This is a genomic window from Streptomyces sp. NPDC050546, from assembly GCF_044457425.1.
Lineage (GTDB): Bacteria > Actinomycetota > Actinomycetes > Streptomycetales > Streptomycetaceae > Streptomyces.
In genome coordinates this window covers 341,407-359,937 of sequence record NZ_JBITGX010000006.1, presented here as the reverse complement: position 1 = coordinate 359,937, position 18,531 = coordinate 341,407, and the positions used below count along the sequence as shown (strand labels likewise).

Here is an 18,531-nt window from a genome sequence, read left to right as displayed (position 1 = left end):
GCACGATTCATGACCCTGGCGGTCCGAGTCATCCCCTGCCTGGACGTGGACAACGGCCGGGTCGTCAAGGGCGTCAACTTCCAGAACCTGCGCGACGCGGGCGACCCCGTCGAGATGGCCAAGGTGTACGACGCCGAGGGCGCCGACGAGCTGACGTTCCTGGACATCACCGCCTCGTCGGGCAACCGCGAGACGACGTACGACGTGGTGCGCCGCACCGCCGAGCAGGTCTTCATCCCGCTGACGGTCGGCGGCGGCGTCCGCACGGCCGAGGACGTGGACAAACTGCTGCGGGCGGGCGCGGACAAGGTCGGCGTCAACACGGCGGCGATCGCCCGCCCCGAGCTGATCCGCGAGATCGCCGAGCGCTTCGGCCGCCAGGTACTGGTCCTCTCGGTGGACGCCCGCCGCACCGAGTCGGGCTCCTTCGAGGTGACCACCCACGGCGGCCGTCGCGGCACCGGCATCGACGCCGTCGAGTGGGCGCACCGGGCCGCCGAGCTGGGCGCGGGCGAGATCCTGCTCAACTCGATGGACGCGGACGGCACGAAGGACGGCTACGACCTGGAGATGATCCGGGCCGTACGCAAGCACGTGACCGTCCCCGTCATCGCCTCGGGCGGCGCCGGCAGGCTGACCGACTTCCCGCCGGCCGTCGAGGCCGGCGCGGACGCGGTGCTGGCCGCGTCGGTCTTCCACTTCGGGGACCTGCGGATCGGCGAGGTCAAGGAGACGCTGCGGGAGGCGGGTCACCCGGTGCGGTGACCCGCTCGCCCCGGCCCCTTCGCCGGGAGCCCCTGCCTCAGATGCCCAGCTGCTTCGTCTCGTGCAGCTTCGCGATCGCGTTCTCGTCGCCGTCCAGGTCCACCTTCGCCGCGCTCTGCCGGCCGTAGGAGAACAGGACCAGCTCGGACGGCTCGCCGGTCACCGTGACGACCGGGGTGCCGCGCTGGGCGACCGTCGTCTGGCCGTCGGGGCGGCGCAGGACCAGGCCCGTCGGGACGCCGCGGCCCATCAGCCGGGCGGTGCGCTCCAGACGGGACCACAGGGCGTCCTGGAAGACCGCGTCGAGCTCACGCGCGGACCAGTCGGGCTGGGCCCGCCGGATGTCCTCCGTGTGGACGTAGAACTCGATGATGTTCGACGCCTCGTCGACCGGCTTGAGGGAGAAGGGCGAGAAGCGCGGCGGGCCCGTACGGATCAGCTGGATCAGCTCCTCGTACGGCTTGTCGGTGTACTCGGCCATCACCCGGTCCAGGCGCGACGCGAGCTGCTTGATCAGTATCCCGCCGGCGGCGTCCGGGCGGCGCTCGCGCACCACCACGTGCGCGGCGAGGTCCCGGGTCGTCCAGCCCTCGCACAGGGTGGGCGCGTCCGGGCCCGCGGTCTCCAACAGATCGGCGAGGAGAAGTCGTTCACGCTTGGCATGGGTCGACATGCGGCAAGCCTACGACCGCCCGTCAGGTCCGCACAGCGGACACTCCACCCGGCCTGTCAGTGGCGCGCGGCACAATGGACGGCATGACCAGCCTGCCCAGCCGCCTCGACCCGGAGATCGCCGCGCGCCTCAAGCGCAGCGCCGACGGCCTCCTGCCCGCCATCGCCCAGCAGTACGACACCGGAGAGGTGCTGATGCTCGGCTGGATGGACGACGAGGCACTGCATCGCACCCTGACCACCGGCCGCTGCACGTACTGGTCCCGCAGCCGCCAGGAGTACTGGGTCAAGGGCGACACCTCCGGCCACTTCCAGTGGGTCAGGTCCGTCGCCCTGGACTGCGACGCCGACACCGTGCTCGTCAAGGTCGACCAGGTCGGCGCCGCCTGCCACACCGGAGCCCGCACCTGCTTCGACGAGGACGTGCTGCTGAAGGACGGCGGTTCGGACCCCGCCGCCGCGGATCAGTAGGGTCAGCCGCCATGGACCTCGAGACGTTCCGCAAGCTCGCCACCGACCGGCGGGTCATCCCGGTCACCCGCAAGCTCCTCGCCGACGGCGACACCCCGGTCGCGCTCTACCGCAAGCTCGCCGCCGAGCGCCCCGGCACCTTCCTGCTGGAGTCCGCCGAGAACGGCCGCTCCTGGTCCCGGTACTCGTTCGTCGGAGTCCGCAGCGCCGCCACCCTGACCACGCGTGACGGGCAGGCGCACTGGCTCGGCACCCCGCCCGTCGGGGTCCCCACCGACGGCGACCCGCTCGCCGCCCTGCGCGCCACCATCGAGGCCCTGCACACCCCGCACCAGGAGGGCATGCCGCCCTTCACCGGCGGCATGGTGGGCTATCTCGGCTACGACATCGTCCGCCGCCTGGAGAAGATCGGCCCCGGCGAGCGCGACGACCTGAAGCTGCCCGAGCTGACCATGCTCCTCACCAGCGACCTCGCCGTCATGGACCACTGGGAGGGCTCGGTCCTGCTGATCGCCAACGCGATCAACCACAACGACCTGGACACCGGTGTCGACGAGGCGTACGCGGACGCGATCGCCCGTCTGGACGCCATGGAGGCGGACCTCTCGCGCGCGGTGGCCCAGCCCCCCGCCGTCCTGCCGCCCTCCGAGACCCCCGAGTACTCCGCGCTCTGGGGCGGCCCCGACTTCCAGGAGGCCGTCGAGGACATCAAGGAGCGCATCCGGGCCGGCGAAGCCTTCCAGGTGGTGCCCTCCCAGCGCTTCGAGACGCCGTGCACGGCGAGCGCGCTGGACGTCTACCGGGTCCTGAGGGCGACCAACCCGTCGCCGTACATGTACCTGTTCCGCTTCGACGGGTTCGACGTCGCAGGCTCGTCCCCCGAGGCCCTGGTCAAGGTCGAGGACGGACGGGCCATGGTCCACCCCATCGCCGGCACCCGCTGGCGCGGCGCCACCCCGCAGGAGGACCAGGCCCTCGCCGACGAACTCCTCGCCGACCCCAAGGAGCGCGCCGAGCACCTCATGCTCGTCGACCTGGGCCGCAACGACCTGGGGCGGGTCTGTGAGCCCGGCTCGGTCGAGGTCGTCGACTTCATGTCCATCGAGAAGTACTCGCACGTCATGCACATCGTCTCGACGGTGACGGGCCGCGTCGCCCAGGGACGCACGGCCTTCGACGTCCTCACCGCCTGCTTCCCGGCCGGCACCCTCTCCGGCGCCCCGAAGCCCCGCGCCATGCAGATCATCGACGAACTCGAACCGTCCCGGCGCGGGCTGTACGGCGGCTGCGTCGGCTATCTCGACTTCGCGGGCGACTCCGACACCGCCATCGCCATCCGCACGGCCCTGCTGCGCGACGGCACCGCCTACGTCCAGGCGGGCGCGGGCATCGTCGCCGACTCCGACCCGGTCGCCGAGGACACCGAGTGCCGCAACAAGGCGGCGGCGGTCCTGCGGGCCGTCCACACGGCGAACCGGCTGGGAAAGGCCTGAGATGAACCCCGGGTGACGGTTCGCCCGGGGTTCAGGCGATAGTGGAGTACGTGACTGCCGTACCGCACCCACGTTCCCAAGCCTCCGGATCCGCCCGGGCCGGCCGCCTGAGCCTCGCCGTCGCACTGCTGTGCGGCGCGCTCGGCGCGGCCGTGGCGCTGCTCGCCACCCGGCAGAACTGGTCGGAGGGCACCGCGACGGTGGCCGGCGGCGCCTTCCCCCTGACCGCCACGGGCAGCGACGTCACGGGCGTGCCCGCGGCGCTCGCCGTGGTGGGCCTCGCCGCGCTCGTCGCCGTCTTCGCCGTCCGCCGGGCCGGCCGCGTCGTCGTGGCCGCCCTGCTGGCGCTCTCCGGCGCGGGCACCGTCGCCGCCGCCCTGCTCGGCGCCTCCGACAGCTCCGCACTCGACGAGAAGGCCGCCGAGGCCTCCGGCGACACCTCCGCCTCCGTCGCGGCCCTCAGCCACACCGCCTGGCCCTACGTGGCGGCCGTCGGAGGCGTCCTGCTCCTCCTGGCCGGACTGCTCGCCCTGCGCTACGGCCGGCTGTGGCCCGCGATGTCCGGCCGCTACGAGCGGGACGGCACGCCCCGGCCGCGCCGCAAGGCCCCTGCCGTCGACCCCGACCGGCCCGAGGACCTGTGGAAGGCGCTCGACCGGGGCGAGGACCCGACCGGGGCGTGACGCCGCACGCGGGCGGGGCACGGGGAAGCGGAGGGAGCACCCCCGCTCACCGGACGCGCGCCCGTGCGGGACAATGGGCGCGAGCGTCCTGCTCAGACACGCACACAGCAACGAGGAGCAAGCAATGGCGGGCAGCAGCCACGGTCACACCCCGGCCGCCTGGACCGGTGTCACGATCGCCTTCATCGGTTTCTGCGTCGCGGGCGCGTTCATGGTGTTGGACCAGCCGGTGGGCTTCTGGGCCGGCATGGTGGTCGTGCTGCTCGGCGGTGTCGTCGGCATGGCCATGCGGGCGATGGGCATGGGCCAGCCCAAGGACCTGCACCAGCCGCACGCGATGACGGGCGACCGCGAGCCGGCGCGCGCCCAGGGCTGATCCCCGGAACACCGCGTTGTCGCATGAGGGGCGGCCGGCACTCGGGTGCCGGGACCGCCCCTCACGCGCGTGCGGGGCACAATGCGTACCGTGAACACCGACAGCCGAAGGGTGACGCGCGGCGTCCCGGGCCGCCTGGCCGCTCCCGCCGGGGTGCTCGCGGCCGTCGCCGCCGCCTTCGCCTACGTGGGCACGGTGGACCCCAACGAACCCGGTCACTATCCCGTGTGCCCGCTGCTGCACTACACCGGCCTGTACTGCCCCGGCTGCGGCGGGCTGCGCAGCGCGCACGCCTTCGTCCACGGCGACCTCGCCGCGGCGCTCCAGGACAACGCGCTCGCCGTCCTCGGCTATCTGGGCTTCGCCGTACTGTGGACCGTATGGGTGGTCCACGCCGTACGCGGGCGCCCGCTGCGGATCGATCCCCGGCCGGCGCAGGTGTGGAGCCTCGGCGCGTTGCTGCTGGTCTTCACGGTTGTCCGGAACCTGCCCTTCGGTGGCTGGCTCCACCCTTGATCCACGGGCAGACGTCCAGGTAGTGGGACCGGCGTCAACCGGATGTGAGGCCTACGCCCCGCTGCGGATACCATCGCAGTGACCATCGGTTTTCGACTGGTCGCTGGAACTGTCAAGCGTCTGGAAGGGGGCCGCTCGCGTGAGTGTGCTCGACGAGATCATCGACGGAGTCCGTGCCGACCTCGCCGAGCGGCAGGCGCGCGTCAGCCTCGACGAGCTCAAGGAGCGCGCGGCGAAGGCTCCCGCGGCCAAGGACGGCGCGGCGGCGCTGCGCGGCGACGGCGTCAAGGTCATCTGCGAGGTAAAGCGCTCCAGCCCGTCCAAGGGCGCGCTGGCCGCGATCGCCGACCCGGCCGGGCTCGCAGCGGACTACGAGGCGGGCGGCGCGGCCGTCATCTCGGTGCTGACGGAACAGCGGCGCTTCGGGGGCTCGCTCGCCGACCTCGAGGCGGTCCGCGCCCGTGTCGACATCCCGGTCCTGCGCAAGGACTTCGTCGTCACGTCGTACCAGCTCTGGGAGGCCCGGGCCTACGGTGCCGACGTCGTCCTGCTGATCGTCGCGGCCCTGGACCAGCCCGCCCTGGAGTCCCTCATCGAGCGCGCCGAGTCCATCGGGCTCACCCCGCTCGTCGAGGTGCACGACGAGGACGAGGTCGAGCGGGCGGTCGACGCCGGTGCCCGTGTGATCGGCGTCAACGCGCGCAACCTCAAGACCCTCGAGGTCGACCGCGGCACCTTCGAGCGCCTGGCCCCCGAGATCCCCGACCACATCATCAAGATCGCCGAGTCCGGCGTCCGCGGCCCGCACGACCTCATCGCCTACGCCAACGCCGGCGCCGACGCGGTCCTGGTCGGCGAGTCCCTCGTCACCGGCAAGGACCCCAAGACGGCGGTCTCCGACCTGGTGGCGGCGGGCGAACACCCCGCACTCCGGCACGGCCGGAGCTGATCACCCGCTAGGCTTGCCCCGATGACTCCCACCCTGACGACCGTGGACCGGTACGCCCGCCTCGCGCGCGGCTGCCGCCCCCGCGGCTGCCGAGCCCCGGCCCGCCGGGTCCACGGCCGCCGCGTGCGGTACGTCATCGGTGACGAGCCGGGCCAGGTCAACGGCATGCGATGGCAGCGCCCCTTCCTTTAGGGGCGCGGGGCTCTGTTTGATTTGCGGCTATCGCCGCGCGGGCGCGACAAGCCACATACGGCCCGCGGTCAACAGACGAACCCCGCCCCCACGGCGACTAGTGCATTCCACACACACTCACCGTGAGGTTTCCGCATGCCCAGCCAGTTCTTCATCCCCGACCCGGAGGGTCAAACCCCCAACCCCGAAGGCTACTTCGGGGCCTTCGGCGGCAAGTTCATCCCCGAAGCCCTCGTCGCCGCAGTCGACGAAGTAGCCGTCGAATACGACAAGGCCAAACACGACCCGGAGTTCGCCAAGGAACTCGACGACCTCCTGGTCAACTACACCGGCCGCCCCTCGGCGCTCACCGAGGTGCCCCGCTTCGCCGAGCACGCGGGCGGCGCCCGGATCTTCCTGAAGCGGGAAGACCTCAACCACACCGGCTCCCACAAGATCAACAACGTGCTCGGCCAGGCCCTGCTCACCAAGCGCATGGGCAAGACCCGCGTCATCGCCGAGACGGGCGCCGGCCAGCACGGCGTCGCCACGGCCACCGCGTGCGCGCTCTTCGGCCTCGAGTGCACGATCTACATGGGCGAGATCGACACCCAGCGCCAGGCCCTCAACGTCGCCCGGATGCGCATGCTCGGCGCCGAGGTCATCGCCGTGAAGTCCGGCAGCCGCACGCTGAAGGACGCCATCAACGAGGCCTTCCGCGACTGGGTCGCCAACGTCGACCACACGCACTACCTCTTCGGTACGGTCGCCGGCCCGCACCCCTTCCCGGCGATGGTCCGCGACTTCCACCGGGTCATCGGCGTCGAGACCCGCCGCCAGCTCCTGGAGCGGGCCGGACGCCTCCCCGACGCGGCCGTCGCCTGCGTCGGCGGCGGCTCCAACGCCATCGGCCTCTTCCACGCCTTCATCCCGGACACGGACGTACGCCTCATCGGCTGCGAGCCGGCGGGCCACGGCGTCGAGACCGGCGAGCACGCGGCGACCCTCACCGCCGGCGAGCCCGGCATCCTGCACGGCTCGCGCTCCTACGTCCTCCAGGACGAGGAGGGCCAGATCACCGAGCCGTACTCGATCTCGGCCGGTCTTGACTACCCGGGCATCGGCCCCGAGCACTCCTACCTCAAGGACTCCGGCCGCGGCGAGTACCGCGCGGTCACGGACGACGCGGCCATGCAGGCCCTGCGCCTGCTGTCCCGCACCGAGGGCATCATCCCGGCCATCGAGAGCGCCCACGCGCTGGCCGGCGCCCTCGAGGTCGGCAAGGAGCTGGGCAAGGACGGGCTGATCGTGGTCAACCTGTCCGGCCGCGGCGACAAGGACATGGACACCGCAGCCCGTTACTTCGGCCTCTACGACACCGACGCCGAGGTCGCCGCCGACGCGGACACCGACACCGCCGAGATCGAGGGGGACGCCAAGTGAGCGGCAACATCCAGCTGTTGGGCGACACCCTCGCCACGGCGAAGTCCGAGGGCCGGTCCGCCCTCATCGCCTACCTCCCGGCCGGGTTCCCGACCGTGGACGGCGGCATCGAGGCCATCAAGGCCGTCATCGACGGCGGCGCCGACGTCGTCGAGGTGGGCCTGCCGCACAGCGACCCCGTCCTCGACGGACCCGTCATCCAGACCGCCGACGACATCGCCCTGCGCGGCGGCGTCAAGATCGCCGACGTGATGCGCACCGTCCGCGAGGCCCACCGGGCCACCGGCAAGCCCATCCTGGTCATGACGTATTGGAACCCCATCGACCGCTACGGCGTCGAGCGGTTCACGGCCGAGCTCGCCGAGGCGGGCGGCGCCGGGTGCATCCTGCCCGACCTGCCCGTGCAGGAGTCGGCGCTGTGGCGGGAGCACGCGGAGAAGCACGGGCTCGCCACGGTCTTCGTCGTCGCCCCCAGCAGCAAGGACGAGCGGCTCGCGGACATCACCGCCGCGGGCAGCGGCTTCGTCTATGCCGCTTCCCTCATGGGCGTCACCGGCACCCGCGCGACCGTCAGCTCGCAGGCCGAGAACCTGGTGGAACGCACCCGCGCCACCGGCACCGGCCTGCCGGTCTGCGTGGGGCTCGGCGTCTCCAACGCCACCCAGGCCGCCGAGGTCGCCCGCTTCGCCGACGGCGTGATCGTCGGCTCGGCGTTCGTCAAGGCCATGCTGGACGCCCCGGACGACGCGGCCGGTGTCGAGGCCGTCCGCGCGCTCGCGGGCGACCTCGCGAAGGGTGTGCGCCGGCAGGCGTAAGAAACCGGGAAGTCATACCGGTCCCTCGTACGGGTGGACCTGGGGCTGGGGAGGCGCGCTGCGCCTCCCCGGTTCGTTTCCGGGGTGTGAGCGAGAAGAACCGTGAGGGAAAGCGCACCGCCCGGGAGAAGCTGGCGGTCGAGCGCGAGAAGCAGAAGTCCGCGGACAAGCGCCGGCGCGCGCTGATCGTGGGCGGGGCCGTCGTCGCCGTCCTGGGTCTCGCGGCGGTGATCGGCGTCGTCGCCGCCAACGCCGGCAAGGAGGACGACAGCGAGGCGTCGGGCCCGGTCGTGGCTCCCTCGGGAGCGCAGGGCAAGGACGGCCTCGCCATTCCGGTCGGCAAGGACAGCGCCAAGTCCACGCTCACGGTGTGGGAGGACTTCCGCTGCCCGGCCTGCAAGTCCTTCGAGACGACGTACCGGCCGGTGATCCACGAGCTGACGAAGGCCGGCGAGCTGAAGGTGGAGTACCACCTGGTCACCCTCATCGACGGCAACATGGGCGGCACCGGCTCCCGCAACGCGGCCAACGCTGCGGCCTGCGCCCAGGACGCCGGGAAGTACCCCGCGTACCACGACGTGCTCTTCGACAACCAGCCCCAGGAGGTCGACGACGCCTATGCGGACAACGACAAGCTGATCGAGCTGGCCGGCAAGGTCGACGGCCTGGACACCCCCGCGTTCCGTAAGTGCGTGCAGAACGGTACGCACAACGGCTGGGTCGCCAAGTCCCACCAGGCGTTCGACAAGGGCGGCTTCTCGGGCACGCCGACCGTGCTGTTCAAGGGCGAGAACATCTACCAGGACCGGGCGATGACCCCGGCGAAGCTGAAGAAGATGGTGCTGGAGGCGAACAAGGGGTAAAGGCTTTTCTCACGCCCCCGTTATGGACCCGTAGCCGGGCTGCCTGCCGTGGGCCCGGTGCGGCAGGGTAGCGTCGACCTTGCCATGGAACTTGCCTTCATTCCCAGCCCGTCGCGCGGGGTGCTGTACCTCGGCCCCATTCCGCTGCGCGGCTACGCGTTCTGCATCATCATCGGCGTCTTCGTTGCCGTCTGGCTCGGCAACAGGCGCTGGATCGCCCGGGGCGGGCGGGCCGGCACGGTGGCCGACATCGCGGTCTGGGCCGTGCCGTTCGGCCTGGTCGGCGGCCGGCTCTACCACGTGATCACGGACTACGAGCTGTACTTCAGCGAGGGCCGTGACTGGGTGGACGCCTTCAAGATCTGGGAGGGCGGTCTCGGCATCTGGGGCGCCATCGCGCTGGGCGCGCTGGGCGCGTGGATCGGCTGCCGCCGCCGCGGCATCCCGATGCCGGCCTACGCCGACGCCGTCGCCCCCGGCATCGCCCTCGCCCAGGCCATCGGCCGCTGGGGCAACTGGTTCAACCAGGAGCTGTACGGCAAGCCGACCGATCTGCCGTGGGCCCTGGAGATCACTTCCTCGGCGGACGGACGGGTGCCGGGCACCTACCACCCGACGTTCCTGTACGAGTCGCTGTGGTGCATCGGCGTCGCGGTCCTGGTCATCTGGGCCGACCGCCGCTTCCGGCTCGGGCACGGGCGGGCGTTCGCGCTGTACGTCGCCGCGTACTGCGCGGGGCGCGGGTGGATCGAGTACATGCGCGTCGACGACGCCCACCACATCCTGGGCCTCCGGCTGAACGTGTGGACCGCGATCCTGGTGTTCCTGCTCGCGGTCGCCTACCTGGTGATCTCGTCGAAGAAGAGCCCCGGCCGGGAAGAGGTCGTCGAGCCCGGCGCGGAGGCTTCCGCCGGTGAAGCCGACGGGGGCGAGAAGGCCGCCGCTGACGCCGGCAAGGACGCCGACGAGGCCAAGGACGACGAGGCCAAGGACGGCGCCGGGTCGGCGAAGAAGACCTGACCGTCCGCCGTACGTGTACGTGCGACCGAGGGCGCCCGGAGATCTCCGGGCGCCCTCGGCGTGTCTCAGCGGCGGCGGGCCAGGGACAGCGTGCGCTGGGCCGCCGTCACCACCGCCGCGTCGACGAAGCAGCCGTCCGGGAGAGCCTGGGCGCCCTGCTGCGTCGCCGCCGCCTTGAGGATCGCCTCCGCGTGTTCGATCTCCGCCTCGGTGGGCAGATAGGCCCGTTCGATGACCGGCAGCTGACGGGGGTGGATCGCGGCGCGGCCCAGGAAGCCCAGGGCACGGCCGTGGGCGCAGGAGGCGGCCAGGCCCTCCAGGTCGCGGACATCGGGGTGGACCGACTGCGCCGGCGGGGGCAGGCCCGCCGCCCGGGCGGCCACGATCACCCGGGAGCGGGACCAGTCGAGACCCGCGTCGTCCCGTACGCCCAGGTCGGCCCGTAGGTCCGCCTCCCCGAGCGCGATGCCCCGCAGGGACGGATGGGCGCCGGCGACGGCGTACGCCTGTTCCACACCGAGGGCCGTCTCCAGCAGGGCGTACAGGGGCAGCCCCGGGGGGACGGCGCGCTCGGCGATGCGGACGACCTCGGTGGGTGAGGTGATCTTGGGGATCCGCAGGGCGCAGAGGCCGGGAGCGCGGGACACGGCCGCGATGTCCGGCGCGGCCCACGGGGTGTCCAGGGCGTTGACGCGGACGTGCACCGGGATCGCCGGCAGGTCGCCGAGCAGGTCGGCGGTGGCGGCGCGGGCGTAGGCCTTGCGGTCCGGGGCGACCGCGTCCTCCAGGTCGACGACGACGATGTCGGCGCCGGAGGCGAGGGCCTTCGCCACCACGTGCGGGCGGTCGCCCGGGGCGTACAGCCAGGTGAGCGGGTACGCCGCCGTCACAGGGCGCCCTCCGCGCGCAGCGCCGTGAGGTCGGCCGGGGACAGGCCCAGCTCGGTCAGGACCTCGTCCGTGTCGGCGCCGTGCGGGCGGCCGGCCCAGCGGATCGCGCCGGGTGTGGCGGAGAGGCGGAAGAGGACGTTCTGCATGCGCAGGGGGCCCAGTTCCGGGTCGTCGACCGTGGTGATGGTGTTCAGGGCCTGGTACTGCGGGTCCGTCATCACGTCCCGGACGTCCTGGACCGGGGCCACCGCCGCCTCCGCCTTCTCGAAGGCCGCCAGGACGTCCGTGCGGGTGCGCGCGGCGATCCAGGAGCCGACCGCCTCGTCCAGGAGGCCGGCGTGGCGGGCCCGGTCGGCGCCCGTGGCGAACCACGGTTCGTCGATCAGTTCCGGGCGGCCCACCAGGTGCATCACGCGCTCGGCGACCGACTGGGCCGACGTCGAGACCGCGACCCAGGTGCCGTCCGCGGTGCGGTAGACGCCGCGCGGGGCGTTGTTGGGGGAGCGGTTGCCGGTGCGGGGCTGGACGTGGCCGAGCTGGTCGTACCAGAGGGGCTGGGGGCCGAGGGCGGCCAGGATCGGTTCGATCAGGGCCATGTCGACGACCTGGCCCTCGCCGGTGCGCTCGCGTGCCGCCAGCGCGGTCATCACCGCGTACGCCGTCGTCAGGCCCGCGATGGAGTCGGCCAGGCCGAACGGCGGGAGGGTCGGGGGCGCGTCCGGTTCGCCGGTGATCGCGGCGAAGCCGCTCATCGCCTCGGCGAGGGTGCCGAAGCCGGGGCGGTGCGCGTAGGGGCCGAACTGGCCGAAGGCGGTGACGCGGGCCAGGACCAGGCGGGGGTTGGCGGCCGACAGCTCCGGCCAGCCCAGGTCCCACTTCTCCAGGGTGCCGGGGCGGAAGTTCTCGATGACCACGTCGGCCGTGGCGGCGAGGCGCAGGAGGGTGGTGCGCCCGCCGGGCTTCGACAGGTCCAGGGTGATGGTGCGCTTGTTGCGGCCGAGCATCTTCCACCACAGACCGACGCCGTCCTTCGACGGTCCGTGGCCGCGGGAGGGGTCCGGTTTCGCCGGGTGCTCGATCTTGACGACCTCGGCGCCGAAATCACCGAGCAGGGTGGCGGCGAGCGGGCCGGCGAAGAGGGTGGCGAGGTCGAGGACGCGCAGGCCGGTGAGGGGAGCGGGCATGGGCGCGGTCGCGGTCGTGGCAGCGGTCATGGGCGGTGGGTCTCCCGGTGCGTGAGGTGGGCGAGTGCGTCGAAGCCGATGCCGTCGAAGTCGCCGATGGACGTGGCGAGACGGTTCTTCAACGGGGCCGTCCAGCGGTCGGGGAGGGCCGCCGGGTGTCCTGCCAGCAGGCCGGCGACGCTGCCGGCCGTCGCGCCGTTGGAGTCGGTGTCCCAGCCGCCGCTCACGGCACGGCAGACGGAGCCGGAGAAGTCGCCGTTCGCGTGGGTGAGGGCGGCGGCGATCAGGGCGGTGTTGGGGACGGCGTGGACCCAGTGGTGGGTGACGGCGTGGGTGGCGTGGAGTGCGTCGACGACCGTGTCGAAGTCCGGTTGCTCGTGGGCCAGTTGGATGGCGTGGCGGACGGCCTGGGCCAAGCGGGAGTGTGGCGGGACGACGGTGAGGCCGGTGCGGAGGCAGGTGTGGATGTCGTGTTCGCCTGTCGCCGCCGTCGCGATGGTGGCTGCCGCGAACATCGCCGCGTAGACGCCGTTGGCGGTGTGGGTGAGCGTGGCGTCGCGGTGGGCCTGTTCCGCGGCGGCGGCCGGGTCGCCGGGGTTGGTCCAGCCGTGGACGTCGGCGCGGATCAGGGCGCCGATCCATTCGCGGAACGGGTTGCGGTGGCGAGCGGTGTGCGGGGGTTCCAGGCCGGTGAGGAGGTTGCGGTAGGCGATGCGTTCGGCGGTGAAGGTGCGGCCGGCGGGGAGTTCGTCGAGCCAGGTGCGGGCCACGTCCGTGGTGGTGAAGGTCCTGCCGTGGCGTTGGAGGACGAGGAGGTTGAGGAGGGGGTAGTTGAGGTCGTCGTCCTCGGGCATGCCGTCGATGTTCTCGGCGAGGGAGGTTGTCGCCGAGCGGCGGTTCCAGGGGTGTGCGGTGAGGAGTTCTGCCGGGACGCCTCGGGCTGTGAAGTAGGTGGTGAGGGGCCAGTTTCCTGTTGAGTGGGCCAACTGGCGGATGGCTTCCAGGGGGAGTTTCTCTACTGGTTTGCCGAGCAGGCAGCCGACGGCTCGGCCCAGCCAGGCGGCTTCGAGGTGCTGCGGCGTGGTGGCTGGGGTCGGGGTGGGGGCGCTCACCCGCGCTGGCGGGGTGCTGCTGCGCCCACCCGTGCCGCCCCAGCGGCACGATTGCCCGCAGCTGGGTGGCCAATGCGCCCTGATCTTCTCCAGGTCCGTTGGTTCGTCGTCTGCCAACGTGCTCGGCAGGTCCGCCAGTTCGTCCAGGAGGTCTTTCGCCAACTGGCGGAGGTAGCGGGACGCGGGGGTCGGGGAGGCGCCTGCTGTGAGAGGGGCGTCGGGTCCGCCCGCCGCTCGCCAGCGGGTCGCGATCGCCTTGGGCTCGCGGCCGTCCTGGGATGCCTGGCGGAGTTCGTGGCCGATCAGGTCCTCCGGCTGGACCCAGGTCAGTCGGAGCATTCCGGCCCTCCGAGGGACGCGAAGGCCTCTTCGTGGGCGCGCCGGCGGGATACGTCCCGGGCGAAGATCTCGCGGGTGACCGCCGTGAGGGTCGTAGCCGGTTCCCAGAGGTCCAGGCGGCTGGCCTCCGCGACGGTCTTGGACCAGTCCTGGGGGACCGGCGAGCCGAGGGCGCCGGCCATGGCCCCCGCCATCGTGGCGATGGAGTCGCAGTCACGGCCGTAGTTCACCGACCCGAGGACCGCGTGGCGGTAGTCGCCCCGGGCCACGAGCAACATGCCCAGGGCTACGGGGAGTTCCTCGATCGCGTGCAGGCGGGAAGGGCGGCGGGCGCCGAGGGAGGGGGACCGGTAGTCGGGGCCGACCGTGTCGTAGGGGGCCACCGCCTCGCGCAGGGGGCGCAGCGCCGACTCGAAGTCCGTGTGCCGGGAGGCCTCCTCGCAGACCCGCTCGATGGCGGTGCGGGTGCCGTCCTTCGCGAGGGAGAGGCATGTCGTGACGACCGAGTCCGGGGTCGCCCCGGGCGTGCACGCCGCCGCGACCGCCGCGGCCAGGACGCCCGCCGCCTCACGGCCGTACGACGACTGGTGCGCGCCCGCGATGTCGAGGGCCTCGGCGTAGGCGGCACGGGGGTCGGCCCCGTTGACCAGGCCGACCGGGGCCATGTACATCGCCGCGCCGCAGTTGACGATGTTGCCGGTGCCGGCCTCGCGCGGGTCGGCATGGCCGTAGTGGATCCTCGTCACCAGCCATTTCTCCGCCAGGAAGATCCGCTGGAGGGGGAGGGCCTCGGTCTCCAGCTCCGGGATCCAGCGTGGCTCGGTCATGAGGTCGGGGACCAGGTGGTCGGCGACGGCGTAGGCGTCGAGGTGGTCGCGGACCCGGGCGTAGGCGCGGACCAGGGCGTGGGTCATCAAGGTGTCGTCGGTGACGTGGCCGTCGCCCTTGTGGTACGGGGCGAGGGGGCGGGCCGTGCGCCAGGCGTCGCCGTGCCAGGGGCTGACGATGCCGTGCACGCGGCCGCCGTGGCGTTCGAGGATCTGCTCGGGCGCGTAACCCTCGACGGGGCCGCCGAGGGCGTCGCCGACGGCGGCTCCTACCAGGGCACCGGTGATCCGCTCGTCCAGTGGGGTGTTTTGATGTGGTTTGGGATGCATGGCCGCATCATCCACCTGGGCGGGCCGGTTGTACGGCTTCGAGGAGTTCGGCGAGTTCGACGAGGTCGGTGCCGGTGAGACGGGGCAGGACGCAGCCGGAGAGCGTGCGGCAGGTCTCCCGCCAGGAGGCCGGGATCGAGGCGCCGCCGCCCAGCGCGCCGGTGAGGGCGCCCGCCAGGGCCGGGGCGGAGTCCGCGACCCGGGACAGACAGGCCGCCGCCGGGACCGCCTCCGCGATGCGGCCGCGGGCGGCGGTGGCCAGGGCGAGGGCGACCGGGACCGTTTCGGCGGCGGCGATGCCGTAGCTGTAGACGTGGTCGACGATCTGGTGTTCCAGGGGCGGGACCAGGGCGAAGGCGCTGTCCGCCGTGGCGGCGAGACGCAGGGCGTGCCGGGCGTTGCGGCCGATCTCCGTCTCCTCGGGGAGTTCGGCGAGGGCCGCCGTGACGCAGGCGTCGACGTGCGCGCCGGCCAGGGCGAGGGCGAGGGCCGCGGCCATCGCGCGGGCGCCGTGCACACCGTCGCCGTCCTGGGTGTAGCGGGCGTCGAACTCGGCGAGTGCGGCGGCGCGGCCCGGGTCGCCCGGGTGGGCCATGGCCAGGACACAGGCGCGTACACAGGCCGCGTCGTCGAAGTAGTGCGGGTTGTCGTGGCCGGTGGCGGGCGGTCGCAGGCCGGTGGCGAGGTTGCCGAGGCCGGCGCGGACCGAGATGCGGGCGCGCAGGGGGAGGACGGCGGACTCGATCTCGGGGGCGCGGTCCGCGGCGGCGGCGACCTCGCTGGCGATGGCGTTCCAGGTGAGGTCGATCGCGGCTCGGGTGCGGCGTTCCCGGCTGAGGTCGTTCAGGACGGTGTCGTCGCCGGCGCGGAGGAGCGCCTCCGCGGCGAAGGCCGCCCATTCGGCGTCGTCTGAGGGGCCGAGGCGGAGGGGTTCGGGGGGTTGGTTCAGGGCGATGGGGACGGGGAGGGTGGTGGTGGCGTTGTGTTCGGCGAAGGTGTCCAGTTCGCGGGTGAGGCGGCGGGTCCAGTCGGGCATGCGGGCGGCTCTGTGGCGGGCGGCGGGCCAGCCGGCGGCGTCTCCGGCGGCCAGCCCCAGCAGGAGGCCTTCGGGCCTTCTGGCCTCGGCTTCGCCTCCGGCCCTTTTGTCTCCCACCCGTGCACCGTCCGTGACTGTCACCCGGGGGGTCCTGGTCTCCCGTGGGGCGCCTTCGCCGTCGGCGGCCGCGAGCAGAGGCCCCTGGGGATGCTTCTCGCCGTCGGCGGCCGACGGTGCCAGTGGGGTCATGTCAGTACCTCCGTCTCGCTGTCCGCTGTCAGGAGGTCCGCCACGTCCCGTACGTGGTAGCCCGCCATCGCCGGGAGGCAGCGGCCGCGGACCGGGCCGATGGGGGTGGTCCAGGCCTCCGGGATCGCCGAGACGCCCCGTGTCGCGCCCGCCAGGGCCCCCGCCACCGCCGCCGTCGTGTCCGCGTCGCGGCCCATGTTCACCGCTGTCAGAACGGACTGCTCGAAGTCGCCGTCGGCCGCCGCGTACGCGCCGAAGGCGAGGGCGACCGCCTCGGGGGCCAGGTCGGTCCAGGGGTAGCCGCCGATGACGACCGCGGAGCGGACCGCCCGTTCGCCGCGGTGGGCCACCGCGACCGCGCGGCGCAGACTGCGGGCCGTCCACGAGTCGTCGGGCACGACCGCGAGGGCGGCGGCCACCACCGCGATCGCCGGGGCGCCCGCCATCGCCGCCGCCACACCCGCCGCCACCGCCTGGCCGCCGTAGATGCCCTCGCCGTCGTGGCTCACCGAGCCGTCGATCGCCACCAGGCGGGCCGCTTCCGCCGGGCGGCCCGCCGCGAACACCCCGAAGGGAGCCGCGCGCATGGCCAGGCCGTCGCTCCAGGCATGCCGGTGCTGGGCGGAGATGGGGGCGGCAAGGCCTCGGCGGAGGTTCTCCAGCGTGCCGCGTTCGCTGAAGCCGGCGCCCCGGAAGGGGCCCTCGTCGCGGTCGGCGATCCACTCGTGCCAGGCCGCCTCCACATGCGCCGGCGTGAGTGCGGAGCCGTGCCGGGCCAGGAGGAGGCCGGAGAAGATCGCGTACTCGGTGTCGTCCGTGCCCGACGGGTTATCAGAGACATAGCCGGTGATACGGCCCCACCGGGCGCGGATCTCGGAGGGCTTCATGTTCTCGGCCGGGGCCCCGAGGGCGTCACCGACGGCCAGGCCCAGCAGCGCGCCCCGTGCCCGTTCGCGGAGTTCGGCGGCGTCCCCGGGCGCCGGGACGGAGGGGATGCAGGCGATCGATGCCATGGGGGATGTGTCCCACTCCGGCGAGCGGCCCGAGCCTCAGGAGCCTCAGCATCACCCGGTCGACATCTGCGCGAGGTCATGATCAAGTGAGCGCAGAAGGGTAAAACCGCAGGTTAGCGCAGCCTTTCCTTGCTGGCGGCGCCGGAATTCACGGCGTACTTTGGGTGTTGTAAAAATCTGGAACTCGTCCAAAGAAGCCGTTGAGGCAAGGGAATCGGGGATCTTTCATGGCCATCATCGAGACCGAGGCGACGCTGCACGAGGCGCACCGGGACAACCACACGCACCGGGACGTGAACGGCGGCTGGCTGCGTCCCGCGGTGTTCGGTGCCATGGACGGCCTCGTCTCCAACCTGGCCCTGATGACCGGTGTCGCGGGCGGGGCCGTGAGTCAGCAGACCGTCGTCCTGACCGGACTCGCGGGTCTGGCCGCCGGAGCCTTCTCCATGGCCGCCGGCGAGTACACCTCGGTGGCCTCGCAGCGTGAGCTCGTCGAGGCCGAGCTGAACGTGGAGCGGCGTGAGCTGCGCAAGCACCCGCAGGACGAGGAGGCAGAGCTCGCCGCGCTCTACCGGTCGAGAGGGGTCGAGCCGAAGCTGGCCGACGAGGTCGCCCGGCAGCTGTCGAAGGATCCGGAGCAGGCGCTGGAGATCCACGCCCGGGAGGAGCTGGGTATCGACCCGAGCGATCTGCCCTCGCCCACGGTGGCCGCGGTGTCGAGCTTCGGCTCCTTCGCGCTCGGCGCGCTGGTCCCCGTACTGCCGTATCTGCTGGGTGCGAGCAGCTTGTGGCCCGCCGTGCTCCTGGCGCTGCTGGGGCTTTTCCTGTGTGGCGCTGTGGTGGCCAAGGTGACGGCCCGCACCTGGTGGTACAGCGGGCTGCGGCAGCTGTTCCTGGGAGGCGCGGCGGCCGGTGTGACGTACGCCCTGGGCACCTTGTTCGGAACGGCCGTAGGATAGCTCGGCTCGGACTTATGCGTGGGGCCGTATAAGTAGCCGTTACTCGCTGGTTTCGGATGTGGAACCACGGGGCATGAGCCGTAAGCGCTGCGGGCAATGACGCTCGCCGCGCACCCCCCAGCGGGAGGGGCGAAGACGCCCGTTCCGCCATCGGGCCCGACGGGCATCGATCTCACCCGGTCGTTCCGTACTGGCCCCCCATAGCTTCCACCGTCGGCGCGGAACCCCCGCCGCGCACCCGCGGTGTCCGCATGTTGGAACGGATTATCCCGCTTCCCGAGAACCGCTCCATCATGTAACCTGCACGAAATTTTGCGATCACGCAGAGGGCCAACGTCGTCCCTCGGCACCTTGC

20 protein-coding genes are annotated in these 18,531 nt (G+C 72.5%); 13 read left to right on the top strand and 7 right to left on the bottom strand.

Annotated features, from left to right (window positions below; translation table 11 throughout):
- The first annotated feature begins 9 nt into the window (after positions 1–9).
- Positions 10–765, top strand: coding sequence for an imidazole glycerol phosphate synthase subunit HisF (gene hisF, locus ACIBK5_RS17675; RefSeq protein WP_399020602.1), 756 nt, complete (start codon positions 10–12; stop codon positions 763–765).
- Positions 766–802: 37 nt separating this feature from the next.
- Here hisF and ACIBK5_RS17670 read toward each other — a convergent pair whose 3' ends face one another.
- Entirely contained in the window at positions 803–1,438 is a 636-nt protein-coding gene (locus ACIBK5_RS17670; RefSeq protein WP_399020600.1) for a TIGR03085 family metal-binding protein, read from the bottom strand.
- A gap of 83 nt (positions 1,439–1,521) precedes the next feature.
- Between ACIBK5_RS17670 and hisI the strand changes: the two genes are divergently transcribed.
- The 11 genes from hisI (at position 1,522) to lgt (ending at position 10,237) form a co-directional block, all read left to right on the top strand.
- Positions 1,522–1,908: a phosphoribosyl-AMP cyclohydrolase gene (hisI, locus tag ACIBK5_RS17665; protein ID WP_399020597.1), complete on the top strand. Its 387-nt coding sequence runs from the start codon at positions 1,522–1,524 to the stop codon at positions 1,906–1,908.
- 11 nt (positions 1,909–1,919) lie between these two features.
- On the top strand, positions 1,920–3,401 hold the full coding sequence (locus ACIBK5_RS17660) for an anthranilate synthase component I (protein ID WP_399020595.1): 1,482 nt from the start codon (positions 1,920–1,922) through the stop codon (positions 3,399–3,401).
- A 41-nt stretch (positions 3,402–3,442) separates the two neighbouring features.
- A complete protein-coding gene (locus ACIBK5_RS17655; RefSeq protein WP_399020593.1) occupies positions 3,443–4,084 on the top strand; it encodes a TIGR02234 family membrane protein in 642 nt (213 codons plus the stop codon).
- 124 nt (positions 4,085–4,208) lie between these two features.
- Positions 4,209–4,460: an HGxxPAAW family protein gene (locus tag ACIBK5_RS17650; RefSeq protein WP_399020591.1), complete on the top strand. Its 252-nt coding sequence runs from the start codon at positions 4,209–4,211 to the stop codon at positions 4,458–4,460.
- An 81-nt stretch (positions 4,461–4,541) separates the two neighbouring features.
- On the top strand, positions 4,542–4,976 hold the full coding sequence (locus ACIBK5_RS17645) for a DUF2752 domain-containing protein (RefSeq protein WP_399020589.1): 435 nt from the start codon (positions 4,542–4,544) through the stop codon (positions 4,974–4,976).
- 139 nt (positions 4,977–5,115) lie between these two features.
- A complete protein-coding gene (gene trpC / locus ACIBK5_RS17640) occupies positions 5,116–5,925 on the top strand; it encodes an indole-3-glycerol phosphate synthase TrpC (RefSeq protein ID WP_184596632.1) in 810 nt (269 codons plus the stop codon).
- 21 nt (positions 5,926–5,946) lie between these two features.
- Positions 5,947–6,117 (top strand): tryptophan biosynthesis modulator TrpM, encoded by a 171-nt coding sequence (trpM, locus tag ACIBK5_RS17635; protein ID WP_399020586.1) that lies wholly within the window; start codon positions 5,947–5,949, stop codon positions 6,115–6,117.
- 135 nt (positions 6,118–6,252) lie between these two features.
- A complete protein-coding gene (gene trpB / locus ACIBK5_RS17630; protein WP_399020584.1) occupies positions 6,253–7,539 on the top strand; it encodes a tryptophan synthase subunit beta in 1,287 nt (428 codons plus the stop codon).
- Positions 7,536–8,354 carry a tryptophan synthase subunit alpha gene (gene trpA / locus ACIBK5_RS17625; protein ID WP_399020582.1) on the top strand — a complete coding sequence of 273 codons (819 nt, stop codon included), beginning with the start codon at positions 7,536–7,538 and terminating at the stop codon, positions 8,352–8,354. The genes trpB and trpA overlap by 4 nt, the downstream gene beginning before the upstream one ends.
- Positions 8,355–8,440: 86 nt before the next feature.
- Positions 8,441–9,217 carry a DsbA family protein gene (locus tag ACIBK5_RS17620; protein ID WP_399020581.1) on the top strand — a complete coding sequence of 259 codons (777 nt, stop codon included), beginning with the start codon at positions 8,441–8,443 and terminating at the stop codon, positions 9,215–9,217.
- A gap of 84 nt (positions 9,218–9,301) precedes the next feature.
- Positions 9,302–10,237, top strand: a complete 936-nt coding sequence (gene lgt, locus ACIBK5_RS17615) for a prolipoprotein diacylglyceryl transferase (protein ID WP_399020579.1) — start codon at positions 9,302–9,304, stop codon at positions 10,235–10,237.
- A 65-nt stretch (positions 10,238–10,302) separates the two neighbouring features.
- Here lgt and ACIBK5_RS17610 read toward each other — a convergent pair whose 3' ends face one another.
- Genes ACIBK5_RS17610 through ACIBK5_RS17585 form a run of 6 tightly spaced genes read right to left on the bottom strand, consistent with a single transcriptional unit; the run spans position 10,303 to position 17,217 of the window.
- The gene (locus ACIBK5_RS17610) at positions 10,303–11,127 is read right to left on the bottom strand and encodes an HpcH/HpaI aldolase/citrate lyase family protein (protein WP_399020577.1); all 825 of its coding nucleotides are present in this window, start codon (positions 11,125–11,127) and stop codon (positions 10,303–10,305) included.
- On the bottom strand, positions 11,124–12,341 hold the full coding sequence (locus tag ACIBK5_RS17605) for a CaiB/BaiF CoA transferase family protein (protein WP_399020575.1): 1,218 nt from the start codon (positions 12,339–12,341) through the stop codon (positions 11,124–11,126). Before ACIBK5_RS17605 ends, ACIBK5_RS17610 begins: the two co-directional genes overlap by 4 nt.
- The gene (locus ACIBK5_RS17600; protein WP_399020572.1) at positions 12,338–13,762 is read right to left on the bottom strand and encodes an ADP-ribosylglycohydrolase family protein; all 1,425 of its coding nucleotides are present in this window, start codon (positions 13,760–13,762) and stop codon (positions 12,338–12,340) included. Before ACIBK5_RS17600 ends, ACIBK5_RS17605 begins: the two co-directional genes overlap by 4 nt.
- Positions 13,750–14,919 carry an ADP-ribosylglycohydrolase family protein gene (locus tag ACIBK5_RS17595; RefSeq protein WP_399020570.1) on the bottom strand — a complete coding sequence of 390 codons (1,170 nt, stop codon included), beginning with the start codon at positions 14,917–14,919 and terminating at the stop codon, positions 13,750–13,752. Before ACIBK5_RS17595 ends, ACIBK5_RS17600 begins: the two co-directional genes overlap by 13 nt.
- Positions 14,920–14,926: 7 nt before the next feature.
- Positions 14,927–16,204, bottom strand: coding sequence for an ADP-ribosylglycohydrolase family protein (locus tag ACIBK5_RS17590; RefSeq protein ID WP_399020568.1), 1,278 nt, complete (start codon positions 16,202–16,204; stop codon positions 14,927–14,929).
- Entirely contained in the window at positions 16,201–17,217 is a 1,017-nt protein-coding gene (locus ACIBK5_RS17585; protein WP_399020565.1) for an ADP-ribosylglycohydrolase family protein, read from the bottom strand. The genes ACIBK5_RS17590 and ACIBK5_RS17585 overlap by 4 nt, the downstream gene beginning before the upstream one ends.
- Positions 17,218–17,444: 227 nt before the next feature.
- Between ACIBK5_RS17585 and ACIBK5_RS17580 the strand changes: the two genes are divergently transcribed.
- Entirely contained in the window at positions 17,445–18,176 is a 732-nt protein-coding gene (locus ACIBK5_RS17580; protein ID WP_399020563.1) for a VIT1/CCC1 transporter family protein, read from the top strand.
- Positions 18,177–18,531 lie beyond the last annotated feature (355 nt).

Excerpts from the sequence above, each read along its gene's own strand:
- hisI (WP_399020597.1), top strand. The coding sequence starts at position 1,522 with ATGACCAGCCTGCCCAGCCGCCTCGACCCGGAGATCGCCGCGCGCCTC.
- ACIBK5_RS17580 (WP_399020563.1), top strand. The coding sequence starts at position 17,445 with ATGGCCATCATCGAGACCGAGGCGACGCTGCACGAGGCGCACCGGGAC.
- trpM (WP_399020586.1), top strand. The coding sequence starts at position 5,947 with ATGACTCCCACCCTGACGACCGTGGACCGGTACGCCCGCCTCGCGCGC.
- ACIBK5_RS17590 (WP_399020568.1), bottom strand. The coding sequence starts at position 16,204 with ATGACCCCACTGGCACCGTCGGCCGCCGACGGCGAGAAGCATCCCCAG.
- hisF (WP_399020602.1), top strand. The coding sequence starts at position 10 with ATGACCCTGGCGGTCCGAGTCATCCCCTGCCTGGACGTGGACAACGGC.
- ACIBK5_RS17595 (WP_399020570.1), bottom strand. The coding sequence starts at position 14,919 with ATGCATCCCAAACCACATCAAAACACCCCACTGGACGAGCGGATCACC.
- ACIBK5_RS17600 (WP_399020572.1), bottom strand. The coding sequence starts at position 13,762 with ATGCTCCGACTGACCTGGGTCCAGCCGGAGGACCTGATCGGCCACGAA.
- ACIBK5_RS17645 (WP_399020589.1), top strand. The coding sequence starts at position 4,542 with ATGCGTACCGTGAACACCGACAGCCGAAGGGTGACGCGCGGCGTCCCG.
- lgt (WP_399020579.1), top strand. The coding sequence starts at position 9,302 with ATGGAACTTGCCTTCATTCCCAGCCCGTCGCGCGGGGTGCTGTACCTC.
- ACIBK5_RS17585 (WP_399020565.1), bottom strand. The coding sequence starts at position 17,217 with ATGGCATCGATCGCCTGCATCCCCTCCGTCCCGGCGCCCGGGGACGCC.
- trpB (WP_399020584.1), top strand. The coding sequence starts at position 6,253 with ATGCCCAGCCAGTTCTTCATCCCCGACCCGGAGGGTCAAACCCCCAAC.
- ACIBK5_RS17670 (WP_399020600.1), bottom strand. The coding sequence starts at position 1,438 with ATGTCGACCCATGCCAAGCGTGAACGACTTCTCCTCGCCGATCTGTTG.
- ACIBK5_RS17605 (WP_399020575.1), bottom strand. The coding sequence starts at position 12,341 with ATGACCGCTGCCACGACCGCGACCGCGCCCATGCCCGCTCCCCTCACC.
- ACIBK5_RS17650 (WP_399020591.1), top strand. The coding sequence starts at position 4,209 with ATGGCGGGCAGCAGCCACGGTCACACCCCGGCCGCCTGGACCGGTGTC.
- ACIBK5_RS17660 (WP_399020595.1), top strand. The coding sequence starts at position 1,920 with ATGGACCTCGAGACGTTCCGCAAGCTCGCCACCGACCGGCGGGTCATC.